This window comes from Nonomuraea sp. 3N208, from assembly GCF_052245935.1.
In the GTDB taxonomy this organism is placed as follows: domain Bacteria; phylum Actinomycetota; class Actinomycetes; order Streptosporangiales; family Streptosporangiaceae; genus Nonomuraea.
In genome coordinates this window covers 1-25816 of record NZ_JBQQBR010000050.1, presented here as the reverse complement: position 1 = coordinate 25816, position 25816 = coordinate 1, and the positions used below count along the sequence as shown (strand labels likewise).

Annotated in this window: 25 protein-coding genes; 14 read left to right on the top strand and 11 right to left on the bottom strand. The window is 70.9% G+C overall.

The window, feature by feature from the left end:
• The first annotated feature begins 124 nt into the window (after nt 1-124).
• The 4 genes from ACTWPT_RS49300 to ACTWPT_RS49285 are packed head-to-tail and all read left to right on the top strand — an operon-like array spanning nt 125 to nt 4424.
• Nucleotides 125-1072 carry a carbohydrate ABC transporter permease gene (locus ACTWPT_RS49300; protein ID WP_443184483.1) on the top strand — a complete coding sequence of 316 codons (948 nt, stop codon included), beginning with the start codon at nt 125-127 and terminating at the stop codon, nt 1070-1072.
• On the top strand, nt 1072-1896 hold the full coding sequence (locus tag ACTWPT_RS49295; protein WP_443184482.1) for a carbohydrate ABC transporter permease: 825 nt from the start codon (nt 1072-1074) through the stop codon (nt 1894-1896). The genes ACTWPT_RS49300 and ACTWPT_RS49295 overlap by 1 nt, the downstream gene beginning before the upstream one ends.
• Before the next feature lie 36 nt (nt 1897-1932).
• Nucleotides 1933-3198, top strand: a complete 1266-nt coding sequence (locus ACTWPT_RS49290; RefSeq protein ID WP_443184481.1) for an ABC transporter substrate-binding protein — start codon at nt 1933-1935, stop codon at nt 3196-3198.
• A gap of 5 nt (nt 3199-3203) precedes the next feature.
• Nucleotides 3204-4424, top strand: coding sequence for a hypothetical protein (locus ACTWPT_RS49285; RefSeq protein WP_443184480.1), 1221 nt, complete (start codon nt 3204-3206; stop codon nt 4422-4424).
• 55 nt (nt 4425-4479) lie between these two features.
• Here the strand turns inward: ACTWPT_RS49285 and ACTWPT_RS49280 are convergent, their stop codons facing one another.
• On the bottom strand, nt 4480-5172 hold the full coding sequence (locus ACTWPT_RS49280; protein WP_443184534.1) for an aldehyde dehydrogenase family protein: 693 nt from the start codon (nt 5170-5172) through the stop codon (nt 4480-4482).
• Nucleotides 5173-5455: 283 nt separating this feature from the next.
• Here ACTWPT_RS49280 and ACTWPT_RS49275 point away from each other — a divergent pair, with 283 nt between their 5' ends.
• A complete protein-coding gene (locus ACTWPT_RS49275; protein WP_443184479.1) occupies nt 5456-7174 on the top strand; it encodes an IS200/IS605 family accessory protein TnpB-related protein in 1719 nt (572 codons plus the stop codon).
• Here the strand turns inward: ACTWPT_RS49275 and ACTWPT_RS49270 are convergent.
• The 6 genes from ACTWPT_RS49270 to ACTWPT_RS49245 are packed head-to-tail and all read right to left on the bottom strand — an operon-like array spanning nt 7171 to nt 11989.
• A complete protein-coding gene (locus ACTWPT_RS49270; protein ID WP_443184478.1) occupies nt 7171-7425 on the bottom strand; it encodes a hypothetical protein in 255 nt (84 codons plus the stop codon). The genes ACTWPT_RS49275 and ACTWPT_RS49270 overlap by 4 nt on opposite strands.
• Nucleotides 7426-7457: 32 nt before the next feature.
• Complete coding sequence (locus ACTWPT_RS49265; RefSeq protein ID WP_443184477.1) at nt 7458-8162, bottom strand: ABC transporter ATP-binding protein; 705 nt, start codon at nt 8160-8162, stop codon at nt 7458-7460.
• Nucleotides 8159-8935: an ABC transporter ATP-binding protein gene (locus tag ACTWPT_RS49260; protein WP_443184476.1), complete on the bottom strand. Its 777-nt coding sequence runs from the start codon at nt 8933-8935 to the stop codon at nt 8159-8161. Before ACTWPT_RS49260 ends, ACTWPT_RS49265 begins: the two co-directional genes overlap by 4 nt.
• Nucleotides 8932-9927, bottom strand: coding sequence for a branched-chain amino acid ABC transporter permease (locus tag ACTWPT_RS49255; protein ID WP_443184475.1), 996 nt, complete (start codon nt 9925-9927; stop codon nt 8932-8934). The genes ACTWPT_RS49260 and ACTWPT_RS49255 overlap by 4 nt, the downstream gene beginning before the upstream one ends.
• Nucleotides 9924-10796 carry a branched-chain amino acid ABC transporter permease gene (locus ACTWPT_RS49250; RefSeq protein ID WP_443184474.1) on the bottom strand — a complete coding sequence of 291 codons (873 nt, stop codon included), beginning with the start codon at nt 10794-10796 and terminating at the stop codon, nt 9924-9926. The genes ACTWPT_RS49255 and ACTWPT_RS49250 overlap by 4 nt, the downstream gene beginning before the upstream one ends.
• Nucleotides 10793-11989 (bottom strand): ABC transporter substrate-binding protein, encoded by a 1197-nt coding sequence (locus tag ACTWPT_RS49245; protein ID WP_443184473.1) that lies wholly within the window; start codon nt 11987-11989, stop codon nt 10793-10795. The genes ACTWPT_RS49250 and ACTWPT_RS49245 overlap by 4 nt, the downstream gene beginning before the upstream one ends.
• 293 nt (nt 11990-12282) lie before the next feature.
• On the opposite strand from ACTWPT_RS49245, the gene ACTWPT_RS49240 reads away from it, so the two are divergent.
• Genes ACTWPT_RS49240 through boxB form a run of 3 tightly spaced genes read left to right on the top strand, consistent with a single transcriptional unit; the run spans nt 12283 to nt 16177 of the window.
• Nucleotides 12283-13140 (top strand): 3-hydroxyacyl-CoA dehydrogenase family protein, encoded by an 858-nt coding sequence (locus ACTWPT_RS49240; RefSeq protein WP_443184472.1) that lies wholly within the window; start codon nt 12283-12285, stop codon nt 13138-13140.
• Entirely contained in the window at nt 13137-14699 is a 1563-nt protein-coding gene (gene paaZ / locus ACTWPT_RS49235) for a phenylacetic acid degradation bifunctional protein PaaZ (protein WP_443184471.1), read from the top strand. The genes ACTWPT_RS49240 and paaZ overlap by 4 nt, the downstream gene beginning before the upstream one ends.
• Nucleotides 14699-16177 (top strand): benzoyl-CoA 2,3-epoxidase subunit BoxB, encoded by a 1479-nt coding sequence (boxB, locus tag ACTWPT_RS49230; RefSeq protein ID WP_443184470.1) that lies wholly within the window; start codon nt 14699-14701, stop codon nt 16175-16177. Before paaZ ends, boxB begins: the two co-directional genes overlap by 1 nt.
• 65 nt (nt 16178-16242) lie before the next feature.
• Here the strand turns inward: boxB and ACTWPT_RS49225 are convergent, their stop codons facing one another.
• Nucleotides 16243-17166, bottom strand: coding sequence for a PaaX family transcriptional regulator (locus ACTWPT_RS49225; RefSeq protein WP_443184469.1), 924 nt, complete (start codon nt 17164-17166; stop codon nt 16243-16245).
• A gap of 129 nt (nt 17167-17295) precedes the next feature.
• Here ACTWPT_RS49225 and boxC point away from each other — a divergent pair, with 129 nt between their 5' ends.
• From boxC to ACTWPT_RS49195, 6 genes are read left to right on the top strand one after another with little or no spacing between them, the layout of a single operon-like run.
• Nucleotides 17296-18972, top strand: coding sequence for a 2,3-epoxybenzoyl-CoA dihydrolase (gene boxC / locus ACTWPT_RS49220; protein WP_443184468.1), 1677 nt, complete (start codon nt 17296-17298; stop codon nt 18970-18972).
• 2 nt (nt 18973-18974) lie between these two features.
• Nucleotides 18975-20522 carry a benzoate-CoA ligase family protein gene (locus ACTWPT_RS49215; RefSeq protein ID WP_443184467.1) on the top strand — a complete coding sequence of 516 codons (1548 nt, stop codon included), beginning with the start codon at nt 18975-18977 and terminating at the stop codon, nt 20520-20522.
• Complete coding sequence (locus ACTWPT_RS49210) at nt 20519-21496, top strand: NAD(P)/FAD-dependent oxidoreductase (protein ID WP_443184466.1); 978 nt, start codon at nt 20519-20521, stop codon at nt 21494-21496. Before ACTWPT_RS49215 ends, ACTWPT_RS49210 begins: the two co-directional genes overlap by 4 nt.
• Nucleotides 21497-21510: 14 nt before the next feature.
• Nucleotides 21511-21843 (top strand): ferredoxin, encoded by a 333-nt coding sequence (fdxA, locus tag ACTWPT_RS49205; protein WP_443184465.1) that lies wholly within the window; start codon nt 21511-21513, stop codon nt 21841-21843.
• An 8-nt stretch (nt 21844-21851) separates the two neighbouring features.
• Nucleotides 21852-22700, top strand: a complete 849-nt coding sequence (locus ACTWPT_RS49200) for an amidohydrolase family protein (RefSeq protein ID WP_443184464.1) — start codon at nt 21852-21854, stop codon at nt 22698-22700.
• A 3-nt stretch (nt 22701-22703) separates the two neighbouring features.
• Nucleotides 22704-23231: a gamma carbonic anhydrase family protein gene (locus ACTWPT_RS49195; RefSeq protein WP_443184463.1), complete on the top strand. Its 528-nt coding sequence runs from the start codon at nt 22704-22706 to the stop codon at nt 23229-23231.
• On the opposite strand, the gene ACTWPT_RS49190 is transcribed toward ACTWPT_RS49195, so the two are convergent.
• The 3 genes from ACTWPT_RS49190 to ACTWPT_RS49180 form a co-directional block, all read right to left on the bottom strand.
• Nucleotides 23228-23923, bottom strand: coding sequence for an enoyl-CoA hydratase/isomerase family protein (locus ACTWPT_RS49190; RefSeq protein ID WP_443184462.1), 696 nt, complete (start codon nt 23921-23923; stop codon nt 23228-23230). The genes ACTWPT_RS49195 and ACTWPT_RS49190 overlap by 4 nt on opposite strands.
• A 102-nt stretch (nt 23924-24025) precedes the next feature.
• Entirely contained in the window at nt 24026-25015 is a 990-nt protein-coding gene (locus tag ACTWPT_RS49185) for a LacI family DNA-binding transcriptional regulator (protein WP_443184461.1), read from the bottom strand.
• A 103-nt stretch (nt 25016-25118) separates the two neighbouring features.
• The coding region (locus tag ACTWPT_RS49180; RefSeq protein WP_443184460.1) for an alpha-L-arabinofuranosidase C-terminal domain-containing protein at nt 25119-25816 on the bottom strand (698 nt) is incomplete at its 5' end.

Here is a 25816-nt window from a genome sequence, read left to right as displayed (position 1 = left end):
CCGTGAATCGATTCACGATCTTGAAGCAATGGCCGGATGACGGCCGCGATCCCCCGCCTCCTCACGTCCCGCAGACACCTCTGCGCAACGGACGCGATCACGGCATCTGCGAGAGGAGTCTCACGTGGCTTTGCCGCATGCCACGACGACACCGCCTGACGTGCGTGAACCCGCCATCCAGCCTCCTCAGGGCACACCGTCCCGCCGCAAGGTCGGGGTCCGCGCCCCGTGGTGGTTCGTCGTGCCGGCGATCTCGATCTACCTCTTCTTCGTCGTCGTGCCCAGCTCCCGCGGCGCGGTGTTCTCCTTCACCGACTGGAACGGCCTGCGCCCCGATTGGTCGTTCGTCGGCCTGGACAACTACGCCTCCGTCTTCTCCGACCGCACCGCACGGGACGCGCTGGTCAACACCCTGGTCCTGGCGGCGGTGGCCATGGCGGTGCAGAACGTCGTCGGCCTGCTGCTGGCCCTGGGCGTGAACAGCATGGTCAAGAGCCGCTACGTGCTCCGGGTGATCTTCTTCGCTCCGGTGGTGCTGACGCCGCTGGTGGCTGGGTACGTGTGGAGCTTCCTGCTCTCGCCCAACGGGGCGATCAACGAGGCGCTGCGTGCCGTGGGACTGGGCGGGCTGGCGCACGACTGGCTCGGCGATCCGGACACCGCGCTGTACGCGATCGTCCTGGAGATCGTCTGGCAGTTCGCCGGCTACTCCATGGTCATCTACCTGGCCGGGCTACAGGCGATCCCCGCCGAGGTGCTGGAGGCGGCGACGATCGACGGGGCCGGCCCGTGGAGCAAGTTCCGCAGCGTCGTGCTGCCGCTGCTCAACGGCGCGGTTGTGATCAACGTGATGCTCTGCCTGATCGGCGGGCTCAAGCAGTTCGACCAGGTCATGGCCATGACCGGCGGCGGGCCCGGCACCGCGACCGAGACGATCTCGACGGCGATCTACAAGAGCGCCTTCTCACTCGGCGACTTCCCGTTCTCGATCGCGCTGGCCGTCGTCATGACCGTGGTCATCGCGGTCCTGGCCGCCGTGCAGTTCCGCCTGACGCAGAGGAAGGTCTCCTGATGCACGCGCGCTACACCTGGCGGACGCTGACCCGCGAAGTGAGCCTGATCCTGCTCGCGCTGGTGTTCCTCGTGCCGCTCGTCGGCCTGCTCAACGTGTCGCTGAAGCCGCCGGACAGCCAGATGGGCGCGCTGGCCTTCGCGTTCCCGCCCACCTTCGACAACTACGCCGCGGCCTGGAGCCAGGCCAGCCTCGGCGCGGCGCTGGCCAACAGCTTCCTCATCACGAGCGTCAGCGTCGTCCTGATCATCGCCCTCGCGGCGATGGCCGCCTACCCGCTCGCCCGCGTGGCCCGCGGCTGGTCGCGGTACACCTTTTATTTCGTCATCGGCGGCCTGCTCGTCCCCGGCCAGCTCGCGCTGCTCCCGCTGTACGCCACCATGCGCGACCTCGACCTGCTCGGCTCGCTCTGGTCAGTGATCCTGATCAACGTCGGGCAGCAGATGCCGTTCTCCGTGTTCCTCTACACGATGTTCCTGCGCGAGCTGCCGCTCGACTACGAGGAGGCCGCGCTGCTCGACGGATGCGGGCCGCTGCGCTCCTTCGTGACCGTGGTGTTCCCGCTGCTGCGCCCGGTCACCGGCACGGTGGTGATCCTCAACGCGGTGGGCATCTGGAACGAGTTCTTCACGCCGCTGCTGTACCTGGGCGGCAGCGACAACACCACCGCCCCCGTGGCGATCTACGGCTTCGTCAGCCAGTACGTCTCCCAGTGGCCGCTCATCTTCGCCGGCCTGGTGATCAGCGTGATCCCGATCCTCGTCGTCTACTTCGCGCTGCAGAAGCACATCATCAAGGGCTTCGCCGGCGGCCTCAAAGGCTAACTCACACCACCCCCGCTCCTGATTCGGAGGCTCACCATGAAGTCGGTTAAAACGTTCGCGTCAGCATGCTGTCTGGCCGTCGCGGCCACGGCCTGCTCCACCTCGGGAGGCGGCGCCCCGCCGTCGTCCGGGCAGGTGCTCACACTGGCCGCCGCGGGCCAGGGCCCGGCCGAGGCCGCGGTGAAGGCGTTCGAGAAGGCCAATCCCGGGGTCACGGTGAAGACGACGTTCACCGAGGACGACGCCTCCTACCAGCAGCAACTGCGTACCCAGCTGTCCTCGGGGACGGCGCCGGACGTGTTCCGCATGTGGCCGGGCGGCGGCAACACCATGGCCGTACGGGACCTGGGCGCCGACGGCATGCTGATGGACCTGTCGGGCGAAAGCTGGGCAGGCGGCCTGAGCACCGATCTCAAGGCCGTCACCAGCGACCCGGCGGGCAAGATCACGGCCGTGCCCGTGACGATCGGCGCCATCGGCGCGATCTGGAACGACCAGGCGCTGGCCAAGAGCGGCCTGAGCAAGCCGGCGACGTGGCCGGAGGTGCTGGTGTTCTGCAAAGCGGCCAAGGGCAAGGACGTTGTGCCGTTCGCGCTCGGCCTCAAGTCCGCGTGGGTCACCCAGCTGGTGCCGTACGCGCTGACCGCCTCTCTCGTCTACGGCCCCAACCCCGGCTTCACCCAGGAGCAGAAGGACGGCAAGGCCACCTTCGCGAACTCGGAGTGGAAGCAGGCGGTGAACAAGTACCTGGAGATGCGCGACGCCGGCTGCTTCAACGACAGCCCCAACGGCGTCGGCTACGACGAGCAGATGCAGCTGCTCGGCCAGGGCAAGGCGCTGAGCGCCGTGCACGTGCTGTCCGCCGTGCAGTCGGCACTCAACTCCGCACCGCAGGGCACCACGTTCTCGATGAGCCCGTTCCCCGCCACTGACAGCGCCGACGGAACGTACCTGCCGGTGTCGGTCGGCATTGTGTACGGCGTCAACGCCAAGGCCAAGAACCCGGCCCTGGCCAAGAAGTTCATGGAGTTCCTCGCCTCGGCGGAAGGGCAGGCGCTGTACGCGACCGAGTCGGGCAGCAGCCCCGCCCTCTCCAGCCCCTCCTTCAAGGCCGACGCGCTGCAGCAGCCGGTGCTCGACGCGGTCAAGGCTGGGAAGTCCACGCTCTATCCGGACCAGGGCTGGCCCAACCCGAAGGTCCAGCAGGAGCACCTGACCTCGATCCAGGAGCTGTTCAACGGAACGGTCGACGTGCCGACGCTGCTCGGCCGCATGGACAAGGCGTTCGGCGAGGCCAAGTGACCGACATGCGTCATTCGGGGGGCCTGGTGGAGGCGTGCCTGTGGATCACGCCCAAGGTATTCGACGACCTGCGTGACCCCGCGCCCGGCGTGGAGGCGTTTTTCGACCACCACGCCGAGTGGCTGGCGGACCGGCCGGTCACGGTTGTCTTCTGCGCCGGCAACGGCGACCACGTGCTCAACTACGCCGGTCCTCAGGCCTGGGACGACCGCTTCGACTGGGCCCGCTACAACTGCTTCGCGCTCGCGCCTGGCGGGCTCGCCGCCGGCGCCAGAGCCCACAACCGGGACTGGCTGGCCCGGGTGCGCGACGGCGGTGAGCGTTCGGCCAACCCGTACTCCGCCGGCCCGATGTTCGTCCTCTCCGAGCAGCCGATGGACTACCGGACGCTGGCCGGGATCTACGCGGCCATCCGCGCGGAGGCCGAGCGGCGCGGGCTCCGGGTGAACCTGCTGGAGTATCTGGAGCCGGGCCCGGAATTCTGCCGCAGCGAGTGGAAGACGGCACGGCATCCGGAGGTGGCCGCCGGCACCGCCGACGCCGGCGGTCACCTGGTCCCGGGCGTGATCGACGTCACGGCCGCGCTCTCGGCCGACTCTCGTCCGTACGCCGCCTTCCCCGGCGGCATCCCGGGCGGACTGCCGGCCGGGGACTTCGTCGCCGCCCAGACGGCCGCGTTCGTCGCCGACTTCGGGCTGGACGGGGTCATGCTCGGCAACCAGTTCGGCCTGGTCGGGTTCTGGCACCCGGACAACGCGCCGCCGCTCACGCCGGAGCGGTCGGCCGGGATCGAGCGGTTCTTCCTGCGGCTGCGCGAGGCCATGGGGGAGGGCCTGGTGTACTGGATGGACACCTACTGGCGGGCCGACGTGGAGCGGTCGGCGTGGGGGATGACCGACGCCGCCTACCGGTCGCTCGACGCGATCCTGGTCAGCACGTTCGCCGTGCTGGTCGAACGTACCGAGATCGTGCCCAACCTGCTGAGCAAGGCCGCGCTCGGCGGCCCCCGGCCGCTGCTCGGGCTGGACTTCGTCGACCCCTGGTACTGGTACCGCACCTACCTCGACGACCGGCGCACCTATCTCTACCAGCGGGAGGTGCTCGCCGCGCACGCCGCGTCGGTGGCGGGCGTCTCCTTCTTCGCCAACGACACCTTCGGCCACTTCGTGCCCGAACCCGAGCTGGCCGCCACCCTCGAGGTGGTGAGGAAAGCGGAGTACGGCTGATCCGCCTCGCTTGAGGCCGCCCGCCGGCGATCAGACGGGCGGCCGGCGCGGGGCGTCACATGTAAACGGTCTGCGTCTGCTGGTAGCCGGCCAGTCCCTCCGGTCCCAACTCCCGGCCGAGGCCGCTGGCCTTGACGCCGCCGAAGGGGGCCGCAGGGTCGGGGATGTAGCGGTTGACCCCGATGGTGCCGGTACGGACCCGGTGGGCGACGGCGGCGCCGCGTTCGGGGTCGCTGGTCCACACCGTGCCGCCGAGGCCGAAGTCGGAGTCGTTGGCGATGCGGACGGCGTGGTCGACGTCGTCGTACGGGATGAGGGACAACACAGGGCCGAAGATCTCCTCCTGGGCGATGACCGAGCCGTTGTCGACGTCGGCGAAGACGGTCGGCTGGACGAACCAGCCCCGGTCCAGCCCCGCGGGACGCCCGCCGCCCACCGTGATCCGGGCGCCCTCGCCCCGCCCCTTGGCGATGTACGACTCGACCCGGTCGCGCTGCCTGGCGGTGGCCATCGGCCCGATCTGGGTCGTGGGATCACCGGCGTCACCGATGGTGAGGGAGCCGGCCAGGGCTGTGAAGGCGTCGACGACCTCGGCGTACCGGCTGCGCGGGGCCAGGACGCGGGTGCCGAGGAAACACGTCTGGCCGTTGTTGAGCAGCGTGGACCCGAACAGTCCTTCGCCGATCTTCGCCAGGTCCAGGTCCGCGTCGTCGAGCACGATCGCCGCGGACTTGCCGCCGAGCTCCAGGCGGCGGCCCGTCGCCGAACGGGCGTCGCTGGCTCATCACACACGCGGCGATCGGCTTGGAAGCTGGCCAGCCTCGCTGAGGCAGCGTGAATGACTGGCGCTCCAGGTTTCGCTCACATGTTCTATCCAGCGGGGACCGAGTTAGGTAGTCTTTCAATCACTCAATGTGATGACTCGGGAAAGGAAGGGCAAGGTCATGCAGGCGTACCGACTCACTGCTGACCCGGACGTGCTGATCCCGTTGTGCCCCTCGCAGGCGCGCCATTCGGCGAAGGTGTGACGGGTGGGCGGGCGTCGGACGACCCGGAAGGGGCTGCGGGGGATCGCGGCGCCGTTCACCGTCGCCCCACCCGCTGGGGCGCGGATCCGGGATCGTCTGCGGCTGTCCGAGCGTGATATCGAGGTGCTGACCGCCGTCGGCCGTCATCTTGGCAGCCATGCTCGAGCCGATCTGGCCGAGCGCATCGGTATCGGGAACGTGGGGGGCAAAGACAACCGGCGGGCCGAGCGGAAAAAGAAGCTCACCGCGGTGTCCTCGTCGCGGTGGGCCGGGGCGATCACCCGCACCTCGGAGGATCAGTACCAGCTCTCGCTGCGATCCCTGCACGACCAACGCACCGGCCTGCGCCGCGCCATCGCCACGATCAGCAAACGGTTGGCGGTGCCATGCGGCAAGCGCCAAGGCCGGATCCGCGGCTACGCAAACCAGGAGGAGCGGTGGCACAAGCAGCGCCGACTCCAGGTGCTCACCGCCCGGCTGGCACGTGTGGAAGACCGCATCGACAAGGGCCGACCGGCGATCGTGGCCGGCGGCCGGCGGCTGGCCAAGGCACGGCACAACCTCACCGACGCCGATCTCACCGAGCAGCAATGGCGCCGGCAGTGGGACGCCCGGCGGATGTTCCTGACCGCCGACGGAGAGACGGGAGCACCTTTCGGCAACTACACCATTGCCGTGGACCCCGGCGACAGCTCGGTGACGATCGTCCTACCCGAACCGCTGCGGCACCTGGCCAACGCCCCCAGAGGCCGCTACCGGCTATCGAGCACGGTGCGCTTTTACCACCGCCGCGACCAATGGCTGGACCGCGCCCAGGCCAACCGGGCGGTGCGCTACGACATCACTCATAACCCCGACCGGGACCGGTGGTATCTCGATGCCTCCTGGTCGAGCGACACCCCGCCTTTGCCGTCCCCGGACCAGCTGGCCGCCTCTGGGGCGCGGTTGCTGAGCGTGGACCTCAACAGCGACCACCTGGCCGCCTGCATCGTCGACACCTGCGGCAACCCGATCGGCCGGCCCCTCACCATCCCGACAGAACTGAGCGGCCCGGCTTCGCGGCGGGACGGTCACCTGCGGCAGGCGATCAGTGATCTGATTGACCTCGCCCTCTGGCACGGCTGCGCCGGGATCGCGATTGAGAACCTGGGCTTCGACGACGCCCGCGCCACCGGCCGGGAGACCATGGGCCGCGGCCGGCGGGGCAAGAGCTTCCGCCGTACCGTCGCCGGCATCCCCACCGCACGCTTCCGGGAGCGGCTGCGCGGCATGGCCTACCACCGCGGCCTGGTCGTGATCGCCGTCGATCCCGCCTACACCTCCCGCTGGGGCGCCCAGCACTGGCAACGCCCGCTCCAGCAGCAGACCAAACAGAACACCAAGCAGAACACTGAGAACACGGTCACCCGGCATCATGCCGCCGCGGTAGCGATCGGACGACGCGCTTTCGGACACGGGATCCGGCGTCGGCCAGGTGTGACCGCCCGCCACCAGAGGATGGCGACGCGGAGAGCTACCGGCCAGACCGCACCCCGCCCGCCAGCGCACGGGACCGCGAGCCCGCCCAGGACCGCAGGCACGCCCACTGGGGGCGGCAAGACCTGCCGGAGCCCAAGCGACCAGCCCGCGCTGTTCCCCGCACCCAAGACCGTTCGGGGTGCACCCGGACCCAGCCCGGGCCCGGTCCATGGCGATTCGGCCAACACCGGCCAACTCGCCTAGGAACGGCGGCCGTAGCAGCTGATCCGGGACTCCCGGTCGGCGAGGATGACGCAGTAGTCCGCGTCGCCGAGTTGCTCGGCGAGTTGCTCCAGGACCGGCTGGGCGGCGGCGACGAGGCGGCTGCGCGGGTCGACCTCGTCCGGCTCGATGCGGAGGTCGGGCGCCTCGGGCTCGAGGCCGCTCATCCGGCACCGCCGCCACGACAGCGCGATCTCGGGACGCATGTTCGGTGCGATGTCGCTGGTTCGCACGGCGACCTCCGATTCAGCCAGATGGATGTCGGTCAGCCGACGCCGAGTAGTGCGTGGGCGCGGGCCCGGTCCGCGCGGAAGTCCGCGGTCGAACTACGGTGCACGATGCGTCCCTTCTGCATGACCGCCACCTCGTCCGCCAGCCGGAAGGCCAGGTGCAGGTCCTGCTCGACGAGCACGGCCGCGATGCCCTCGCCCCGCAGCCCCTCAAGCAGCTCGGCGACCTGGTCGACGATCGCGGGCGCGAGGCCGTCGGACGGCTCGTCGAGCAGCAGCAGCCGCGGGTTGCGCAGCAGCGCGCGGCCGATCGCCAGCATTTGCTGCTCGCCGCCGGACAACTGGTCGCCGCGGTTGCCGCGGCGCTCGGCGAGCCGCGGCATCAGCTCGTAGACCCGCTCCGCAGTCCAGCCGTCCCGCCCGCGCCCGGACGCGATGCGCAGGTTCTCCGCCACGGTGAGCGGCGCGAACACGCGGCGGCCCTGGGGGACGATCGCCACACCACTGCGGGCGACCACGTGCGCGGCGGCCCCCGCGAGTTCCCGGTCGCCGAGGCGGATGCTGCCCGAATACGGCTTGAGCATGCCCATGACGGTGTGGACGAAGGTGCTCTTGCCCGCACCGTTGCGGCCAAGCAGGGCCACGACGCCGCCGGCGGGCACGGTGAGGTCGACGCCGTCGAGCACCGTGCTGCCCGCGTAGCCGGCACGCAGGTCGCGCACGGTGAGCAGGTCCGTCATAGGAGACCTCCCGGGAAGAGCTCGTCGGTTCTGGCCGAGCCGAGATAGGCGCGCCGCACCTCGTCGTCGGCCTGGATCTCCTGCGGTGTCCCGGTGGCCAGGACCCGTCCCAGATGCAGGACGGTGATGCGATCGGCCAGGCGGAACACCACGTCGAGGTCGTGTTCGACGATGAGCAGGGTCAGGTCGTCCGGCAGCTGTTCCACCAGGGCCGCGAAGCGATCGGTCTCGGCGGCGGACATCCCCGCGGTGGGCTCGTCGAACATGACGAGCGCCGGCTGCGCGGCGAGCACCATCGCCACTTCGAGTTGCCGGCGTTCGCCGTGGGACAGGGCGGCGGCCCGGTCGCCGGCCCGCCCGGCCAGGCCGACCGACTCCAGGTGGTGGCGGGCTTCGGCTTCGGTGCGCCGGAAACGCCGCGCGGCCCGGTCGAACCGGTGCGCCACCCGGTGGACGCGCTGGACGGCGAGCGCGACGTTGTCCAGCACCGAGCAGTCCAGGAAGAGGCTGGAATGCTGGTAGGTACGCAGCAGCCCGCGCCGGGCCCGCTCGGACTCGGGCAAGGCCGTGACGTCGTGGCCGTCGAAGACCACGCTTCCGCCGGTGGCCGGCAGCGTTCCGGCCACGGTCGCGAACAACGTCGACTTGCCGGCGCCGTTCGGCCCGATCAGGGCGTGCCGCTCGCCCGGCAGCACCGCCAGGTCCACGTGGTCGACGGCGGTGAGCGAGCCGTAGGAGCGGGTGAGCCCCCGCAGTTCCAGGAGAGGTGTCACGTCGGGCGCTCCTTTCCGCGGCGGCGACCGGCGGTGAGGCCGGCGACGCCGCGCGGCATGACGAAGACGACGGCCACGAACAGCAGCCCCAGCACCAGCGGGCCGTGTCCGTCGATGGCGGCCGACAGGTTGTCACGCACCAGCAGGACGACGGCCGCGCCCAGGCACGGCCCCCACAGGCTGCCCGCCCCGCCGATGACGACGCTGAGCAGCGCGAGCGCCGCCACCTCGAAGCCCAGATCCCCGGGCGAGACGAACCGCGCCTGCGCCACCCACAACGCGCCGCCCGCGCCCGCGACCGCGCCCGCCAGGCAGAACACGCCATACCTGGCGAGCGCCGGACGGTACCCGAGCGCCCGCATCCGGGCCTCGTTGTCGCGGACGCCACGCAGCGTCCTGCCGTACGGGGACCGGACGACCAGCGCCACTCCCGCGAAGAGGACGATCGCCACCGCCAGCACCCACCAGTAGACGAACCCGCTGGCGAGCAGCGGAGCGCCGAACAGGCTGATCGGCGGCATCCCCGCCAGGCCGTTGCTGCCGCCCACGGCCGACCAGGTGTCGGCCACCTGATGCACAGACTCGCCGATCGCGAGCGTCAGCATGAGGAAGACGATGCCCCGGGCGCGTACGGCGACCCACCCGGTGGCGGCCGCGGCGACCAAGCCGGCCGCGAGCCCGGCGAGCACCTGCACCATCGCGTCCGAGGTGAGGTGGATGCCGACGAGCGCGGCCGTGTAGGCGCCGGCGCCGAAGTAGGCCGCCTGCCCGAGCGTGGGCAGGCCGGCGACCCCGGTCAGCAGGTCGACGCTGAGCACCAGCACCGCGAAGGCCAGCATCCGAGTCATCGTGGTCACCGGGTACGCCCCCAGCACCACCGGCGCCGCCACCAGCACCGCCAGCACGGCGGCGACGAGCGCCAGCTTGCGGGGGGAGGAGCGGGTCACCTCGGGGGCCATGGATTGCGTTCGTTCGATGGTGGTGGTCTTCACGCGTGCACCGCCCCTCGAGCGGGCAGCAGACCGGCCGGGCGCAGCAGGAGCACCAGACCCATCGCAGCGAAGATCAGGAAGGACGCGTACTCCGGCAGCAGTGAGGTGCCGAGTGCCTGGACCTGCCCGATCAGGATGGCGCCGAGCAACGCGCCCCGGACCGAGCCCAGACCGCCGATGACCACCACGACCAGGGCGAGCAGCAACACCTTCTCGTCCAGCCCCGGCTGCGCGCCCAGGATCGGCCCGGCCAGCACGCCGCCGACCGCCGCCAGCGCGGCGCCCGCCGCGAACACACCCACCAGCACCCGTCCGGTGTTGATGCCCAGCGCGGACACCATGCCGCGGTCGGCCACGGTCGCGCGGATCACCGAGCCGAGCACGCTGCGCTCGACCAGGACGTACACGGCCACCGCCAGCACCACCCCGAACCCGATCACCAGCAGCCGGTAGACCGGGTAGGTCTCACCGAACACGACGACGCTCCCTCCGGCCACGGCAGGCGCGGCGATGGAGTGCACGTCGTTGCCGAAGAGCACCGACAACGTCTCGGCGACGACCAGGGAGACGCCGAGCGTGAGCAGGGCCTGATCGAGGTGGTGCGGCGTGGCCCGGGTCAGGCCCGCGAGCACGCCGCCCAGCACGGCTCCGAGCACGGCGGCGAGCAGCACCGCCAGGACGAAGGCCGCCAGGCTCGCGCCGTCGGCGACCAGCGCGACCGCGACGTACGCCCCCACCAGGTAGACCGCGCCGTGCGCGAGGTTGAGCACGTCCATCATGCCGAACACCAGGGACAACCCCAGCGCGATCGCGAACAGCAGTGAGCCCATCGCCAGCCCGTTGAGCACGCTCACCAGGTGACCGGTCATTGGGCCGCGCTGAGCTGGCCCGCGACCGCGTTGACGACGGCCTCGCCGCTGGATTTGACCTCTCGCAGGTAGTACGTCTGCTGGGGGTCGTGGTTGGCGTCGAAGCTCCACTGGCCGCGGGGGCTGTCGACGGGACCGACGCCGCCCAGCGCCTTGACCAGCTCGTCGCCGGTCCCGCCCGGTGCGTTCGCGAGGGCCTTGTCGAGCACGGCCGCGGCGTCGTAGGCCTGCACCGCGTACACCGTGGGCGCTTCGTTGTAGGCCTTGCGGAAGGCGGCCACGAACTCCTTGTTGCGCGGGGTGTCCAGCTCAGTGGAGTAGTGCAGGGAGGTCTTCACGCCGACCGCCGCCTCGCCCTGCGCGTCGAGCACGCCGCCCTCGGTGAGGAAGCCGGTGCCGTACAGGGGCGTGTTGTCGGCCAGCCCGAACTGCCGGTACTGCTTGACGAAGCTCACCGCCTCGGCGCCCGCGTAGAAGCTGTAGACGGCCTTGGCGCCGGAGCCGCGGATCGCCGACAGGAACGGCTGGAAGTCCTGGGTCTTGCCGAACGGCGTGTACTTCTCGCCGGCGACCTTGCCGCCGGCCGCCTCGAACGTCTTGCGGAACCCGGCGATCATCTCCTTGCCGGCGGCGTAGTCGGCGGCGATGAGGTAGACGCCGCCGTCGGCCTCTTTGGCCACAGCGGGACCGAGCGCGGCCGCGACCTTGCCGTTGGAGAAGCTGGTTCGCCAGACGTAGTCGGACTTTTGGGCGCCGGTGATGGCGTCGGCGCCGGCGTTGGCGATCAGCAGCAGCTTCTTGGACTCGTGGAAGAAGTTGCGCAGGCCGAGCGCGGTGGCGGAGTTGACCACCCCGACGACCGCGGTGGCCTGGTCCTGGGTCACGAGTTTCTGCGCGGCGGGCACGCCGGTCTGCGGCCCTTCGCCTTCGTCTGCGGCCACGATCTCGACGGTGCGCCCGCCGAGCTTGCCGCTGTGCTGGTCGAGATAGAACTGGAAACCATTGCGCATGTCCTCGCCCAGCGGCGCGTAGACACCCGACAGGGGCACCAGCAACCCGATCTTCACGGCGGTGGCAGTGGGCTGCTCGCCACCGGACTGGTTAAGGCTCGAACCCGCACAACCCGACAGCGCGAGCAGGACGACGGCGGTGCCGGGTCGTAGCGAGTGGCGGATAACAGAGAGAACACCCATGTGCGACTCCCGGGGATGACGTCGGCGTCAATGCGCTGACACGGTGCGCACAGAATCCACAGATGTGTGTTGTGTCGTCAAGAGTCTGTAACAAATCGATACCTCGTTGAGCCACCGGGCGTGCTTCGCGGATCCGGGCGGCGCGTCCGCTCTTCTCCCCGTCGGTCGACGTCGGCATGTCGTCGCAGGTCACGCTGGTATAACCAGACTCCATGGAAAATTGACCTGCTACATATCTCTTTCGCAACGCGATAAAAGTGTGGCAAGTTTGGGGATGTGAGCGGAGGACTGCGATGACCGAGACGTTGCCGGACCGGTGCGGCGTGGTGGGCGGCGGGCGCATGGGCGCCGGCATCGCCCACGCCCTGCTCCTCGCCGGGTGCGGCGTGACGCTGGTGGAGCGCGACGGGGCGGCCGCGGCCGCCGCCCGCGACCGGGTGGCCCGCGCCGTCCACGGCAGCGCCCAGCGTGGCCTGATCGAGGACGCCGGCGAGCCGATGTCCCGCCTGCACCTGGCCACCGCCGCCGCCGGCCTGGCCGGATGCGCGCTGGTGATCGAGGCGGTGCCCGAGGACCTCGACCTCAAGCTCGTCACGCTCCGCGCCGTCGAGGACGCGGTCGAGCCGGAGGCGGTCATCGCCTCCAACACCAGCAGCATCTCGCTCGACACTCTCGCCGAGGCGCTCGCCCGGCCCGGACGTTTTCTCGGACTGCACTTCTTCAACCCCGTTCCGGCGAGCAGGCTCGTCGAGGTGGTGATCGCGTCCGCCACCGAACCCGCCCTGCGGGACCGGGCCGTGGCGTGGGTGGAGGCGATCGGCAAGACCGCCGTGGTCGTCCGCAACTCGCCCGGCTTCGCCAGCAGCAGGCTCGGCGTCATCCTCGGCCTGGAGGCGATCCGCATGGTCGAGTCCGGCGTCGCCACGGCCGAGGACATCGACGCCGCGATGACGCTCGGCTACGGCCACCCGACCGGACCGCTGCGCCTCACCGACCTCGTCGGTCTGGACGTGCGGCTGGGCATCGCCCGCTACCTCGAACGCGAGCTGGGCCCCCGCTTCGCCCCGCCGGACCTGCTCGTCCGGCTCGTCGAGCAGGGCCATCTCGGACGCAAGACCGGCAAGGGCTTCTACGACTGGAGTGACGCATGACGTTGCCGAGCTATCTCGAAGGCGCCTGGCGCACCGGCACCGGCGAAGGGACGCCGGTCGCCGACGCGGTCACCGGCGAGCTCGTCACCCGGGTCACCAGCGACGGGCTCGACCTGGCCGCCGCGGTGGCGTACGCGCGCCGCACCGGCCAGGCCGCGCTCGGCAAGCTGACCTTCCCGCAGCGGGCCGCCGTGCTCAAAGCCGCCGCGCTGGCGCTGCAGGCACGCAAACAGGAGCTGTACGACCTGTCGGCGCGGGCCGGCGCCACCCGACGGGACTCCGCGGTCGACGTGGACGGCGGCATCGGCACGGCCCTCGTCTACGCGAGCCTCGCCCGCAAGGGCCTGCCCGACCACACGCTCATCGTCGAGGACGGCCCGATCCCGCTCGGCAAGGACGGCACGTTCGCGGGCCGGCACGTCCTCACCACGCCACGCGGGATCTCCCTGCAGATCAACGCGTTCAACTTCCCGGTATGGGGCATGCTGGAGAAACTCGCTCCCGCGTTGCTCGCCGGGTTGCCCACGATCGTCAAACCCGCCACCCCGACCGCGTACATCGCCGCACACGCCGTGCGCATCATCGCGGACACGTTGCCGCCGGGAGCCATTCAGCTCGTCGCGGGAGGCATCCCCGGCCTGTTCGGCCTGCTCGGCGGGCAGGACCACATCGGGTTCACCGGCTCCGCGGCCACGGCCGCCCGGCTGCGGGCCGACCCCGTCGTCACGCGCCGCTCGGCCCGCTTCAACGCCGAGGCCGACTCGCTCAACTGCTCGGTGCTCGGCCCGGACGCCGTGCCGGGGCAGCCGGAGTTCGACTTGTTCGCCGACGCCCTCGTCACCGAGATGACGGTCAAAGCCGGGCAGAAGTGCACCGCCATCCGGCGCGCGTTCGTCCCCGCGCACCTCATCGACACGGTGTCCGAGGCGGTCGAGGCCCGGCTCGCGCGCGTGGTCGTGGGCGCGCCGGGCGCCGTGGGCGTGACGATGGGCGCACTCGTCGGCCTCGCGCAGCGCGACGACGTCCGCACGGCCGTCCGCCGGCTCGGCGCGGCCGGGACGATCGTGTCAGGCGACCCGCACAAGGTCGACGTCGTCGGCGCCGACGCCGAACGGGGCGCGTTCCTGTCGCCGCTGCTGCTGCGTGCCGACGACGTGGACCGTCCCGAGCCGCACGAGGTGGAGGCGTTCGGACCGGTGAGCACGCTCATGCCCTACCGCGACACCGCGCAGCTGGCGGAGCTGATCGCCAGGGGCGAGGGCTCGCTGGCCGGGTCGGTCGTCTCCCGCGACCGGGACTTCGTCCGGCAGGTCGTGCTCGGCGCGGCCGCCCACCACGGCCGCCTCCTCGTGCTCGACCGCGACAGCGCGGGGGAGTCCACCGGGCACGGCACGCCCATGCCGCAGCTCGTCCACGGTGGACCCGGCCGCGCCGGCGGCGGCGAGGAGGAGGGCGGCCTTCGCGCCGTCCACGCCCACCTGCAGCGCACCGCCCTCCAGGGCGGCCCAGAGATTCTCGACTCGATCGTCAACCGAGAGATGCAGTCAGGAGAGCAGTGATGACCACCGACTCCCGCACCGGCGCCGCCCCCGCGCCCACCGGCCCGCTCAGCCGGGTCGACTACAGCGAGCGCATCCCCAACAACGTCGACCTGGCCGGCGACCGCCGCCTGCAGCGCGCGCTCGAAGGGTGGCAGCCGAAGTTCCTCGACTGGTGGAAGCAGCTCGGCCCGGCCCTGCCGACCAAGGACGTCTACCTGCGCACCGCCGTGGCGGTGGGCCGCGACGGGTGGGCGCACTTCGACCACGTCCCCATGGACGAGTACCGCTGGGGGATCTTCCTGGCCGAGCGGGATCCCGACCGCAAGGTCAACTTCGGCAAGCACAAGGGCGAGCCCGCCTGGCAGGAGGTGCCCGGTGAGCACCGGGCCGACTTGATGCGCCTGATCGTCGTGCAGGGCGACACCGAGCCCGCCTCGGTCGAGCAGCAGCGCGTCCTCGGCAACACCGCGCCAAGCATCTACGACCTGCGCAACCTCTTCCAGGTCAACGTGGAGGAAGGCCGCCACCTGTGGGCGATGGTCTACCTCCTGCACGCCTACTTCGGCAGGGAGGGCCGCGAGGAGGCCGAGCAGCTGCTCAAGCGCAACTCGGGCGACCTCGACGCGCCGCGCATCCTCGGCGCGTTCAACGAGGCGACCACCGACTGGCTGCAGTTCTTCATGTTCACGTACTTCACCGACCGGGACGGCAAGTACCAGCTCGGGACGTTGAAGGAGTCGGCGTTCGACCCGCTGGCGCGTACCTGCGAGTTCATGCTGAAGGAGGAGGCCCACCACATGTTCGTGGGCACCACCGGCGTGCAGCGGATCCTGGAGCGCACCGCGGAGCTCATGAAGGAGCACGACACGGCCGACATCCTCCCGCACGGCGGCATCCCGCTGGACGTCATCCAGAAGTACCTGAACTTCCAGTTCTCGGTGTCGATGGACCTGTTCGGCTCGGAGCAGTCGACCAACGCCGGCAACTACTTCAGCTCCGGCCTGAAAGGCCGGTGGATGGAGACCCGGCGCAAGGACGACCACGTGCTGCTGGAGGACACTCGCGAGCTGCGTTACGTCGAGGACGGCCAGATCAAGACCAAGACCGTGCCGATGCTCAGCGCGCTCAACCTCGACCTGCGTGACGAGTACGTCGCCGACTGCGCCAACGGCGTGCGCCGCTGGAACCAGGCGCTGGAGGACGCCGGGCTCACCGAGCGGCTGTACCTGCCGCACGAGGGCTTCAACCGCAAGGTCGGCGTGTACGCAGGACACCACGTGACCCCGCAGGGCGAGGTCGTCGACGAGGCCGCCTGGCAGGCCAGGATCGACGAGTGGCTGCCCACGCCGGCCGACCGCGAGGCGGTGGCGGACCTGATGGTCCCCCAGTACGAGTACGGCAAGTTCGCCGGCTGGATCGCCCCGCCGAAGACCGGCATCAATGACCAGCCGGTCGAGTTCGACTACGTGCACCTGGCCGACGAAGGGCTCCTCTAGGAGCCGGGCGAGGTCTGGGATGGGGCGGCGTCTGGGATCGGGCGGCGTCTGGGAACGGGCGGCGGCTAGGAGCGGGCGGCGGCGCCCTCGTCCATGCGGTCCCACTCGGCCTGGGCCCGCCGGTGCCACCGGTTGTGCAGGTCGTGGAAGACGGCCGCCGCCCGCGGCCCCGGCCAGTCGTGCTCGAGCAGCTCGGCGGGCAGGTCGGGATCGAGGAACGGGAAGTGCCGCCACTCCTGGATGAGCAGCACCTGGTTGACGAACGCGTCGCGGTCGGACTCGACGGCGAGGCGCTCGAAACGTTCGATGAAGGCCAGGTAGCGCTTCTCCACGTCGTCGAGGTCCCACGCGGCGGTGATCAGCTTGGCGGCGTCGCCGATGCTCGCCGACGGACCGGTCCAGGCGTAGGCGCGGTCGGCGAGGTCGAGCTCGTGGATGACGTCCCTGACGGCGGCCTCCTTGGACGCGTCGGGGACGATCCAGAGCGTGGGGGAGGGCGAGCCGAGCCCGAGCCAGGTGAGCTTGGTACGCAGGCGGTGCCGCAGCTGACGCTGAGCCTCCGGCACCCCGGCCGTGACGACGAGCCAGCGGCCGTCCCAACCGTGCGGCCCGCGCATGAAGCCGTAGATGCGTTCGGTGCCCTCGCGCAGCAGCCGGTCGCCGGCCTCGGTCAGGTTCCAGCGGACCTTGCGGCCGTGCCGTACCGACTCCAGCAGGCCCTCGGCCGCGGTGCGGGACAGGGCCTGGCGTGCGGACTTCTCCTCGACGCCGAGGGCGCCGAGCGCGGTGACGAGCGTGCCCGTCCAGACTTCGCCGCGGCGCGGCAGCACGAACTCGCCGAGGACCGTCAGCAGGAGCGAGCGGGCGCTGGCGGCCGCCTTGTCACGCTGCCGATCCGCCGCCCTGCCGGTCTGCGCGCCGGTCTCCGTGCGCGCTTCGCGCGGGGCCACGTCCGCCCTCCTGTCGTCGGTCTCGCTGGTGAGGCGCATTCTGCCAGGTTAGGCAACCCTGCGCGTAGTGCCCCTGCAGTCTTCCTAAATGCTACAAACACTTGACGATACATCTGCGAAACGTCGAATATTGAAGACGCAAGCCCCCTGCACCTCCTGGAGCACGCATTGAGTGAAACAACCCATTCGGCTCCGCCGGTGGTCCGCTTCGCGACCTCCCCGGACCGGTACCGTCACTGGAAGCTCGAGGTGGACGGGGCGGTGGCCACCGCCACGCTGCGCGTGGACGAGCACGGCGGCCTGGTCCCCGGCTACGAACTCAAGATGAACTCCTACGACCTCGGCGTCGACATCGAGCTGTACGACCTCGTGCAGCGGCTGCGCTTCGAGCACCCGGAGGTCACGGCCGTCGTGGTGACCGGTGGCCTGGACCGGATGTTCTGCGCCGGCGCGAACATCAGGATGCTGGCCCAGTCCACGCACGCCTGGAAGGTCAACTTCTGCAAGTTCACCAACGAGACCCGCAACGGCATCGAGGACGCGACCGAGCACTCCGGCCAGACCTGGATCGCCGCGCTCAACGGCACGGCCGCCGGCGGCGGCTACGAGCTCGCGCTCGCCTGCGACCAGATCGTCCTCGTCGACGACGGGTCTTCGGCCGTGTCCCTGCCCGAGGTGCCGCTGCTCGGTGTGCTGCCCGGCACCGGCGGCCTGACCCGCGTCGTGGACAAGCGGCACGTGCGCAAGGACCGCGCCGACGTGTTCGCCACCAAGTCCGAGGGGTTCCGAGGCGGCACGGCGGTGGAGTGGGGCCTGGTGGACGCCGCCGTCCCCCGTAACTCCCTGGAGGAGGAGGTCGCCAGGCGCGCGGCGGTGGCGGCCGCGGCGTCCACGCGGCCCACGGGCGCGAAGGGTGTGTCGCTGACGCCGCTGGACCGCAAGGACGAGGGCGACGCCATCACCTACCCGTACCTGTCGGCGCGGATCGATCGGGCGAACCACCTCGTCGAGATCACCGTGACCGGTCCCCACGACGCCGCGCCGGCCGACCCGTCGGCCCAGGGCGCCGACTACTGGCCGCTCGCCGTGACCCGGGCGCTGGACGATCTCATCCTGCACCTGCGTACCAACGAGCTCGACCTGGGCATCTGGGTGCTGCGTGCCGTAGGCGACCACGAGCGGGTGCTCGCCTACGACGCCCAGCTACGCGAGCAGGCCGGTGACTGGTTCGTCAACGAGGTGCGCCACTACTACAAGCGCACGCTCAAGCGCCTGGACGTCACCAGCCGCAGCCTCATCGCCGTCATCGAGCCGGGGACGGCCTTCGCCGGGCTGCTGGCCGAGCTGGCCCTGGCCGCCGACCGGCAGTACATGCTGGAGGGCGTCTACGAGGACCGTGACGACGATGCCGCCCCCGCCGCCATCGTGCTCACCCCGGCCAACGACGGCGACTACCCGATGGGCAACGGCCTGTCCCGCCTGCAGTCCCGTTTCTGGGGCCACGATGAGGACCTGGAAGCCGTCCGCGCCAGGATCGGCGAGCCGCTGGACGCCGCCGCCGCGGTGGAGCTCGGCCTGGTCACCCTGGCCCTGGACGACATCGACTTCGAAGAGGAGCTGCGGATCGTCCTGGAGGAACGCGCCTCGCTCTCGCCAGACGCGCTGACCGGCATGGAGGCCAACCACCGCTTCGTCGGCCCGGAGACGCTGGAGACGAAGATCTTCGGCAGGCTCACCGCCTGGCAGAACTGGATCTTCATTCGCCCGAACGCCTCCGGCCCCGACGGCGCCCTGCGCCGCTACGGCACCGGCCGCAAGGGCGACTACGACCTCGGGCGGGTCTGACCATGACCGAGTTCAACGCGGGAACGTGGCTCGTCCACCGCCACGTCCAAGAGGGCCACGGCGACCGGGTGGCCGTGCGCGGCACCGCCACGCTCACCTACGCGGCGCTGTCGGACCTCGTCGGGACCGTCACCGCCGGGCTGCGCGCCCTCGGCCTGCGGCGCGACGATCGCGTCGTGTTCGTCACCAACGACGACGTGCCCATGTTCGCCGGGATCCTCGCCGCCTTCTGCGGCGGGTTCGTGGCCGTGCCGGTCTCGACCATGCTGGGGGCGAAGGAGCTCGGCGCGATCATCGCCGACTCCGGCGCCGCCGTGGTGGTGGCCAGTGCCGACTACGCCCGTCAGGTCCAGGAGGCCCTCACCATGGCGCCCGAGGTGCGCCACCTGGTGTGGGACGGTGACGCGCCGCCGGAGAGCACGTCCGTGACCTGGGCGGAGCTGCTCAAGGCAGGCGAAGGAGAGTCCCGCGAGCCCGCCGTCACCCTGGACGACTCGTGGGCCCTGTGGCTCTACACCTCCGGCACCACCGGCGTCCCCAAAGGCGCCATGCATCGCCATGCCAACATCCGGCACGTCTGCCGGACCTACGGCGACCAGGTGCTCGGCATCGGCCCCGACGACGTCTGCTTCTCCGTCGCCAAGCTCTTCTTCGCCTACGGCATCGGCAACTCGATGTTCTTCCCGCTCTCGGCCGGGGCCACGACGGTGCTGGAGCCGCGGCGCCCCACCCCCACCGTGACAGCCTGGCGCATGGCCGCGGACCGGCCGACGTTGTTCTTCGCCGTCCCCACCTTCTACGCCGCGCTGCTCGCCGCCGGCCTGCCGCAGGACACCTTCACGTCGGTACGCCTGGCCGCCTCGGCGGGGGAGGCGCTGCCCGCGCCGCTGCAGGAGAGGTTCACCGGGCTCTTCGGCGTCGAGATCATCGACGGCATCGGCTCCACCGAGGCGCTGCACATCTTCCTGTCGAACCGGCCCGGCGAGGTGCGCCCCGGCACCACGGGCGTTCCGGTGCCCGGCTACGACATCGAACTGCGCGACGCCGAAGGGACGCGGGTGCCCGACGGAACGCCGGGGGCGCTGCACGTGCGCGGGGAGTCCATCGCCCTGGGCTACTGGCGGCGCACCGACGCCAGCCGGACCGTGTTCGCGGGCGAGTGGCTCAACACCGGCGACACGTACGTGCGCGCGCAGGACGGCTACTACACCTGTCTGGGCCGCAGCAACGACCTGCTCAAGGCGGGCGGCATCTGGGTCTCGCCGGCCGAGGTCGAGAGCCGCCTGCTGGAGCATCCCCAGGTCGAGGAGGCGGCCGTGGTGGGCGTGGCCGACGAGCACGGGCTGGACAAGCCGGTCGCGTGCGTCGTCACCCAGGGAGAGGTCGCCGCCGAGGAGCTCGTCCAGTGGTGCCGGGACGGGCTGGCCGCGTTCAAGCGTCCCCGGCAGGTGGTCTTCCTCGACCAGCTGCCCAAGACCGCGACCGGCAAGATCCAGCGGTTCAAGGTCCGCGAGCTACTCGCCCAGGAGGCCCAGGAGGTAGGTGGATGAGCGTGCTCGACGTGGACGTGCTGATCGTCGGAGCGGGCCCCGTCGGCCTGTTCGGCGCCTACTACGCCGGGGTGCGCGGGCTGCGCACCGCGGTCGTGGACTCGCTGAGCCAGGTCGGCGGGCAGGTCAGCGCCATGTACCCGGAGAAGCAGATCTACGACATCGCCGGGTTCCCCGCCGTCTCCGGCCGCCGCCTCATCGCCGGCCTGGTGGAGCAGGCGGCGCCGTACCGGCCCGCGTACGTGCTCGGCGAGGAAGCCCAGCGGCTGGAGCGGGTCCCCGGCGACCTGCTCGTGGTGAAGACCGGCGGCGGAACCGAGATCACCGCCCGGGCGGTCGTCGTGACCGGCGGCATCGGCACCTTCACGCCCCGCCCGCTCCCCGCTGGGGAGGAGTTCCTCGGCAGGGGCCTTGCGTACTTCGTGCCCGACGGTGCGGACTACGCGGGCAAGGACGTGGTCGTCGTCGGCGGTGGCGACAGCGCCGTGGACTGGGCGCTCATGCTCCAGCCCATCGCGAGCAGCGTCACCCTCGTGCACCGCCGTGCCGCGTTCCGCGCCCACCACGGCTCCGTCGAGCGGCTCAAGGCCTCGCCCGTGGAGATCGTCATCAACGCCCAGGTCGCCGCCACCCACGGCGGCCACCGGCTGGAACGCGTCGAGCTCAGCACCGGGCACACCCTCCCGTGCCAGAAGCTCGTGGCGGCCCTCGGCTTCACCGCCAACCTCGGACCGCTCCGCGAGTGGGGACTCGACCTGCACGACAACCGCCACCTGGTCGTCGACTCGGCGATGCGCACCAACGTGCCCGGCATCTTCGCCGCCGGCGACATCGCCGACTACGACGGCAAGGTGCGGCTGATCGCAGTCGGGTTCGGCGAGGTGGCGACGGCCGTCAACAACGCCGCCGTGCACATCGACCCCGCAGCCCAGCTCTTCCCGGGGCACTCGACCGACAATCCCGCCCCGGTCTAGTCAGGAGTTCTCACATGCCGTACGTCATCGCCGCACCCTGCATCGACGTCATGGACAAGTCCTGCGTCGAGGAGTGCCCGGTTGATTGCATCTACGAGGGGGACCGCAAGCTGTACATCAACCCCAAGGAATGCATCGACTGCGGCGCCTGCGAGCCCGTGTGCCCCGTCGAGGCGATCAGCCAGGACCGGCGGGTCGACCCCGAGCACGCCGGGTTCGTCGAGGACAACCGCCGCTTCTTCGTCGACCTGCTGCCGGGACGGGAGGCGCCGATCGGCACTCCTGGGGGTTCGAACAAGACGGGCCGCATCGGCGTGGACACTCCCATGGTCGCGGGCCGGTCATGATCGATGGCATGCGACTCATCGACGCGCACGTGCACATTCCGGTGCTCGGCACCCTCAAGCCGGCCTGGCTGACGTGGGCCCGCGACTTCGGCGAGGACGGCCTCGTAGCAGACGCCTGGGACACGGACGGCCGGCCGCGCCCGGCCCGCCTGGATGAGATCTTCGCCGCTCAGGGGGTGGACGTGGCGTTGTTGTTCTGCGAGTACAGCCCCAAGGCGACCGGCATGCAGGCCTTCGACGACCTGCTGCCGATCGTCGAGCACAACCCGGCCAGGTTCCGCCCGGTCGCCAACGTCAACCCGCACCTGCACTTCCCGATTGCCGCCGAGGTGCGCAGGCAGCTCGACCTCGGGGCCGCCGCGCTGAAGCTGCATCCGGTGCACGGCGGGTTCCGCTGCGACGACGCGGCCCTGTACCCGGCGTACCAGGTGCTCGAGGAGCGGGGCGTGCCGCTCGTCGTGCACTGCGGCACCAGCTCCTTCCCCGGCGCGATGAACGAGAACGCCGACCCGCGGTTCCTCATCCCGGTCGTGCGCGACTTCCCAGGGCTCAACGTCGTGCTCGCGCACGGTGGGCGCGGCTGGTGGTACGACGCGGCGGCCTTCCTGGCGTTGTCGAACGACACCGTGTGGCTGGAGCTGTCCGGCCTGCCGCCCAAACGGCTGCCCGAGTACTACGCGCGGTACGACCTCACCCGGCTGGCGCGGAAGTGGATCTTCGGCACCGACTGGCCCGGCGTGCCCGGCATCGCCGCCAACGCTCGCGCCGTCGCCGGGCTGCTGCCGGCCGAGGTAGCCGCGGCCGTGCTCGCGGGGAATGCCATGAGGGTATACGCAGGCCTGCCGGCAGGGGAGTGACGGATGCCCGTCTACGCACTCGGGGACCAGGTGCCCTGGATCCACCCGGACGCGTACGTCCATCCCGACGCCGTCGTCATCGGCTGTGTCACCCTCGGCGCGGAGTCGTCGGTGTGGCCGACGGCAGTCCTGCGGGGCGACTTCGGGCGGATCGAGATCGGCGAGCGCAGCTCCATCCAGGACGGCACCGTCGTGCACACCACCGAGCAGTGGCCCACCGTCATCGGGCGTGACTGCGTCGTCGGGCACAACGCCCACCTCGAAGGGTGCACGGTCGAGGACCGCTGCCTCATCGGCTCGGGCGCGGTCGTACTGAACCGGGCCGTGGTACGCGCCGGGTCGGTGGTCGGCGCGCAGGCGCTCGTACCGGAAGGACTGGAGATTCCGGCCGGTCACATGGCGCTCGGCGTGCCCGCCCGCCCCAGGCCGCTGGACGGCACCGCGCAGAGCGAGTGGATCGACTACGGCGTGGAGGAGTATCGCGGCAACGCCAAGCGCTACCGGCACGAGCTACGCAGGCTCGACCCCTAGCGGCGCCGCTCCAGGAACGCGGTCATCCGTGCGTGCTTGTCCTCCGTCTCGAACAACACGGCCTGCGCCACGTCGTCGAAACGCGGATGCGCGCCGGGCGGCGCGGCGAGGGCGAGCTTGGTCAGGCGCAGCGCCAGCGGCGCGTTCTTGGCGATGCGGGCGGCCAGCCGGTCCGCCGCGGCGAGCAGCTCGTCCTCGGGGACCAGCTCGTTCACCAGCCGGACGGCCAGCGCCTCCTCGGCGGACACCACCCTCCCCGCCAGCAGGATCTCCTTGGCGAGCGGCTCGCCGACCAGCTCGCGCAGCCGCCAGCACGCACCCGCGGCGGCCATGATGCCGAGCCCGGCCTCGGGATTGCCGAACCGGGCCCGCGGGGTCGCGACGCGGAAGTCGCAGGCGTAGGCCAGCTCGGCGCCGCCGCCCAGGGCAGGTCCGTCGATCGCGGCGATCGTGGGCAGCGGCAGCCGGGCGATCCGGTCGAACAGGCCGCTGTTGATGCCGGCGAGGGCGTCCTCGCGGCGGCGCTCGCGCAGCTCCCGGATGTCGGCGCCGGCGGCGAACACGCCGTCGGTCCCGGTGATCACCAGGACCCGGGGCCGGCGCTCCAGCTCGGCGCACACCTCGTGCAGGTCGGCCACCATCGCCGCGTCGATCGCGTTACGCACGTGCGGGCGGTCCAGCCGGACCAGCACGCGATCCGGCCCGTCCTCGATCCTCAGTGTGTCGCTCAGCGGACGCTCCTCACAACCTGCTACAGATTCGTGATGACACGACACTTTAGCGTAGACAAACGCTCAGGTGGAGGATTCTCGGACCATGAGCTCGAAGGGGGCGGTGTACTCGCCGGCCTCACGTGCGGGAGCCTGGATGCGTCCGGTCAGCAGCTCGACGGCCTTCGCGGCCATCCACCGGTGATCCGGCGCCACCGTGGACAGCGAGGGGACCATGAACTCCGCCTCGGGGATGTCGTCGAAGCCGATGAGCCGGACGTCGTCCGGGACCCGCAGACCCCGGTCGGCGAGGCCGCGGAGCACTCCCTGGGCGACGGTGTCGGTCACCGCGACCACGCCGTCCACCTCGCGGCCGGAGTCGGCCAGACGGTGGCCCGCGGCGCGACCCGCCTCCATGGTCATCGCCTCGACGGTGAGGAGCAGCGCGGGATCGGGCTCGAGTCCCCGCTCGGCGAGGGCGGCGCGGTAGCCCTGGTAGCGGCGGGTCACCACGTTCACGCCCTCGAGGGCGTTGCCGGTGACGATCGCGATGGTGCGGCAACCGCGGTCGATCAGGTGCGCGGTGGCCGCTTTCGTGCCTTCTTCGTTGGGCATGGCGACGTGGTCGAAACGGCCGCCGAAGTCCTGCTCGCCGAGCATCACGATGGGGTAGTCGGCGCCGGACAACCGCGGATCCGCGCGGTCCAGCTCGACCGCGCTGAGGATCAGGCCGTCGAAGTGCAGCGTGTGCGAATGGGCGATCGCGTCGATCTCCCCGGCCGCGGCCGCGCCCGTCTGCTCGATCGCCACGTGGAAGCCCCGCTGCGCGGCCTGGGCGATCACGTGGGCGGCGAGCAGGCCGAAGTACGGGCTGTCGACCTCCGGCACGGCCAGGCCGATGATGCCGGTCCGCCCGGACTTGAGGGTCCGGGCGGAGACGTTGACGCGGTAGCCGGACTGCCTGATGGCCTCCAGCACACGCCGGCGGACCGGGTCGCTGACCCCGGCGCGGTTGTTGACCACGTTGGAGACCGTCATCTTCGACACCCCGGCGAGCCGGGCGACGTCGCTCATGGTCACCATGCGAGCCCCACGTTCTGTCCTGCCGGTCGGCTCCAGGCGGGCCGCCGCCATCCCGCTGAGCTTATCGCGGTGCGTGCGGCGGCCCGGGCGACCGTCATACGAGGCGGGCTTCCACGGTGACGAAGGAGTGGGCGGGCAGGTGCACCCGCAGCCCGGTAGCGGTGGCGGTGACCTGCTCGTGGGTGCGGGGGGCGACGGCTTCGGGCGTCTCGGGGGTGTTGTGGGTCTGGAGCTTCTCGGCGGTGAGGATCCGTGCGCGGACGTCGGCCACGGTGCCGCCGCGCAGGTCGAGCTCGACGTCCACGGCCTCGGCCGCGTCCAGGTTGGACATCGACACGAGCACCCGTCCGTCCTTGCGGCTCGCCGAGATCGAGACCGTCTTCAGCGTTTCACGGTTGGGCACGCCCGTGGGGAGGTCGACCCGTAGCGAGGCCGCGTCCTGGTGTCCCTTGTTCATCTCGAACACGTGGTAGGTGGGCGTGAGCACGAGCGCCCCGGAATCGGGGTCGGTGAGGATCATGGCTTGGAGCACGTTCACCGTCTGGGCGATGTTGGCCATGACGAGGCGGTCGGCGTGGCGGTGGAAGATGTCGAAGTGCAGGCCGGCCACCAGCGCGTCCCGCAGGGTGTTCTGCTGGTAGAGGAAGCCGGGGTTGGTGCCCGGTTCGACGTTCCACCAGGTGCCCCACTCGTCCAGCACCAGGCCCACGGTCTTGCCCGGGTCGTAGCAGTCCATGACGTTGGAGTGGCCGGTCAGCAGGTCGTCGATGCGGGCGGCCTGGACCATCGTGG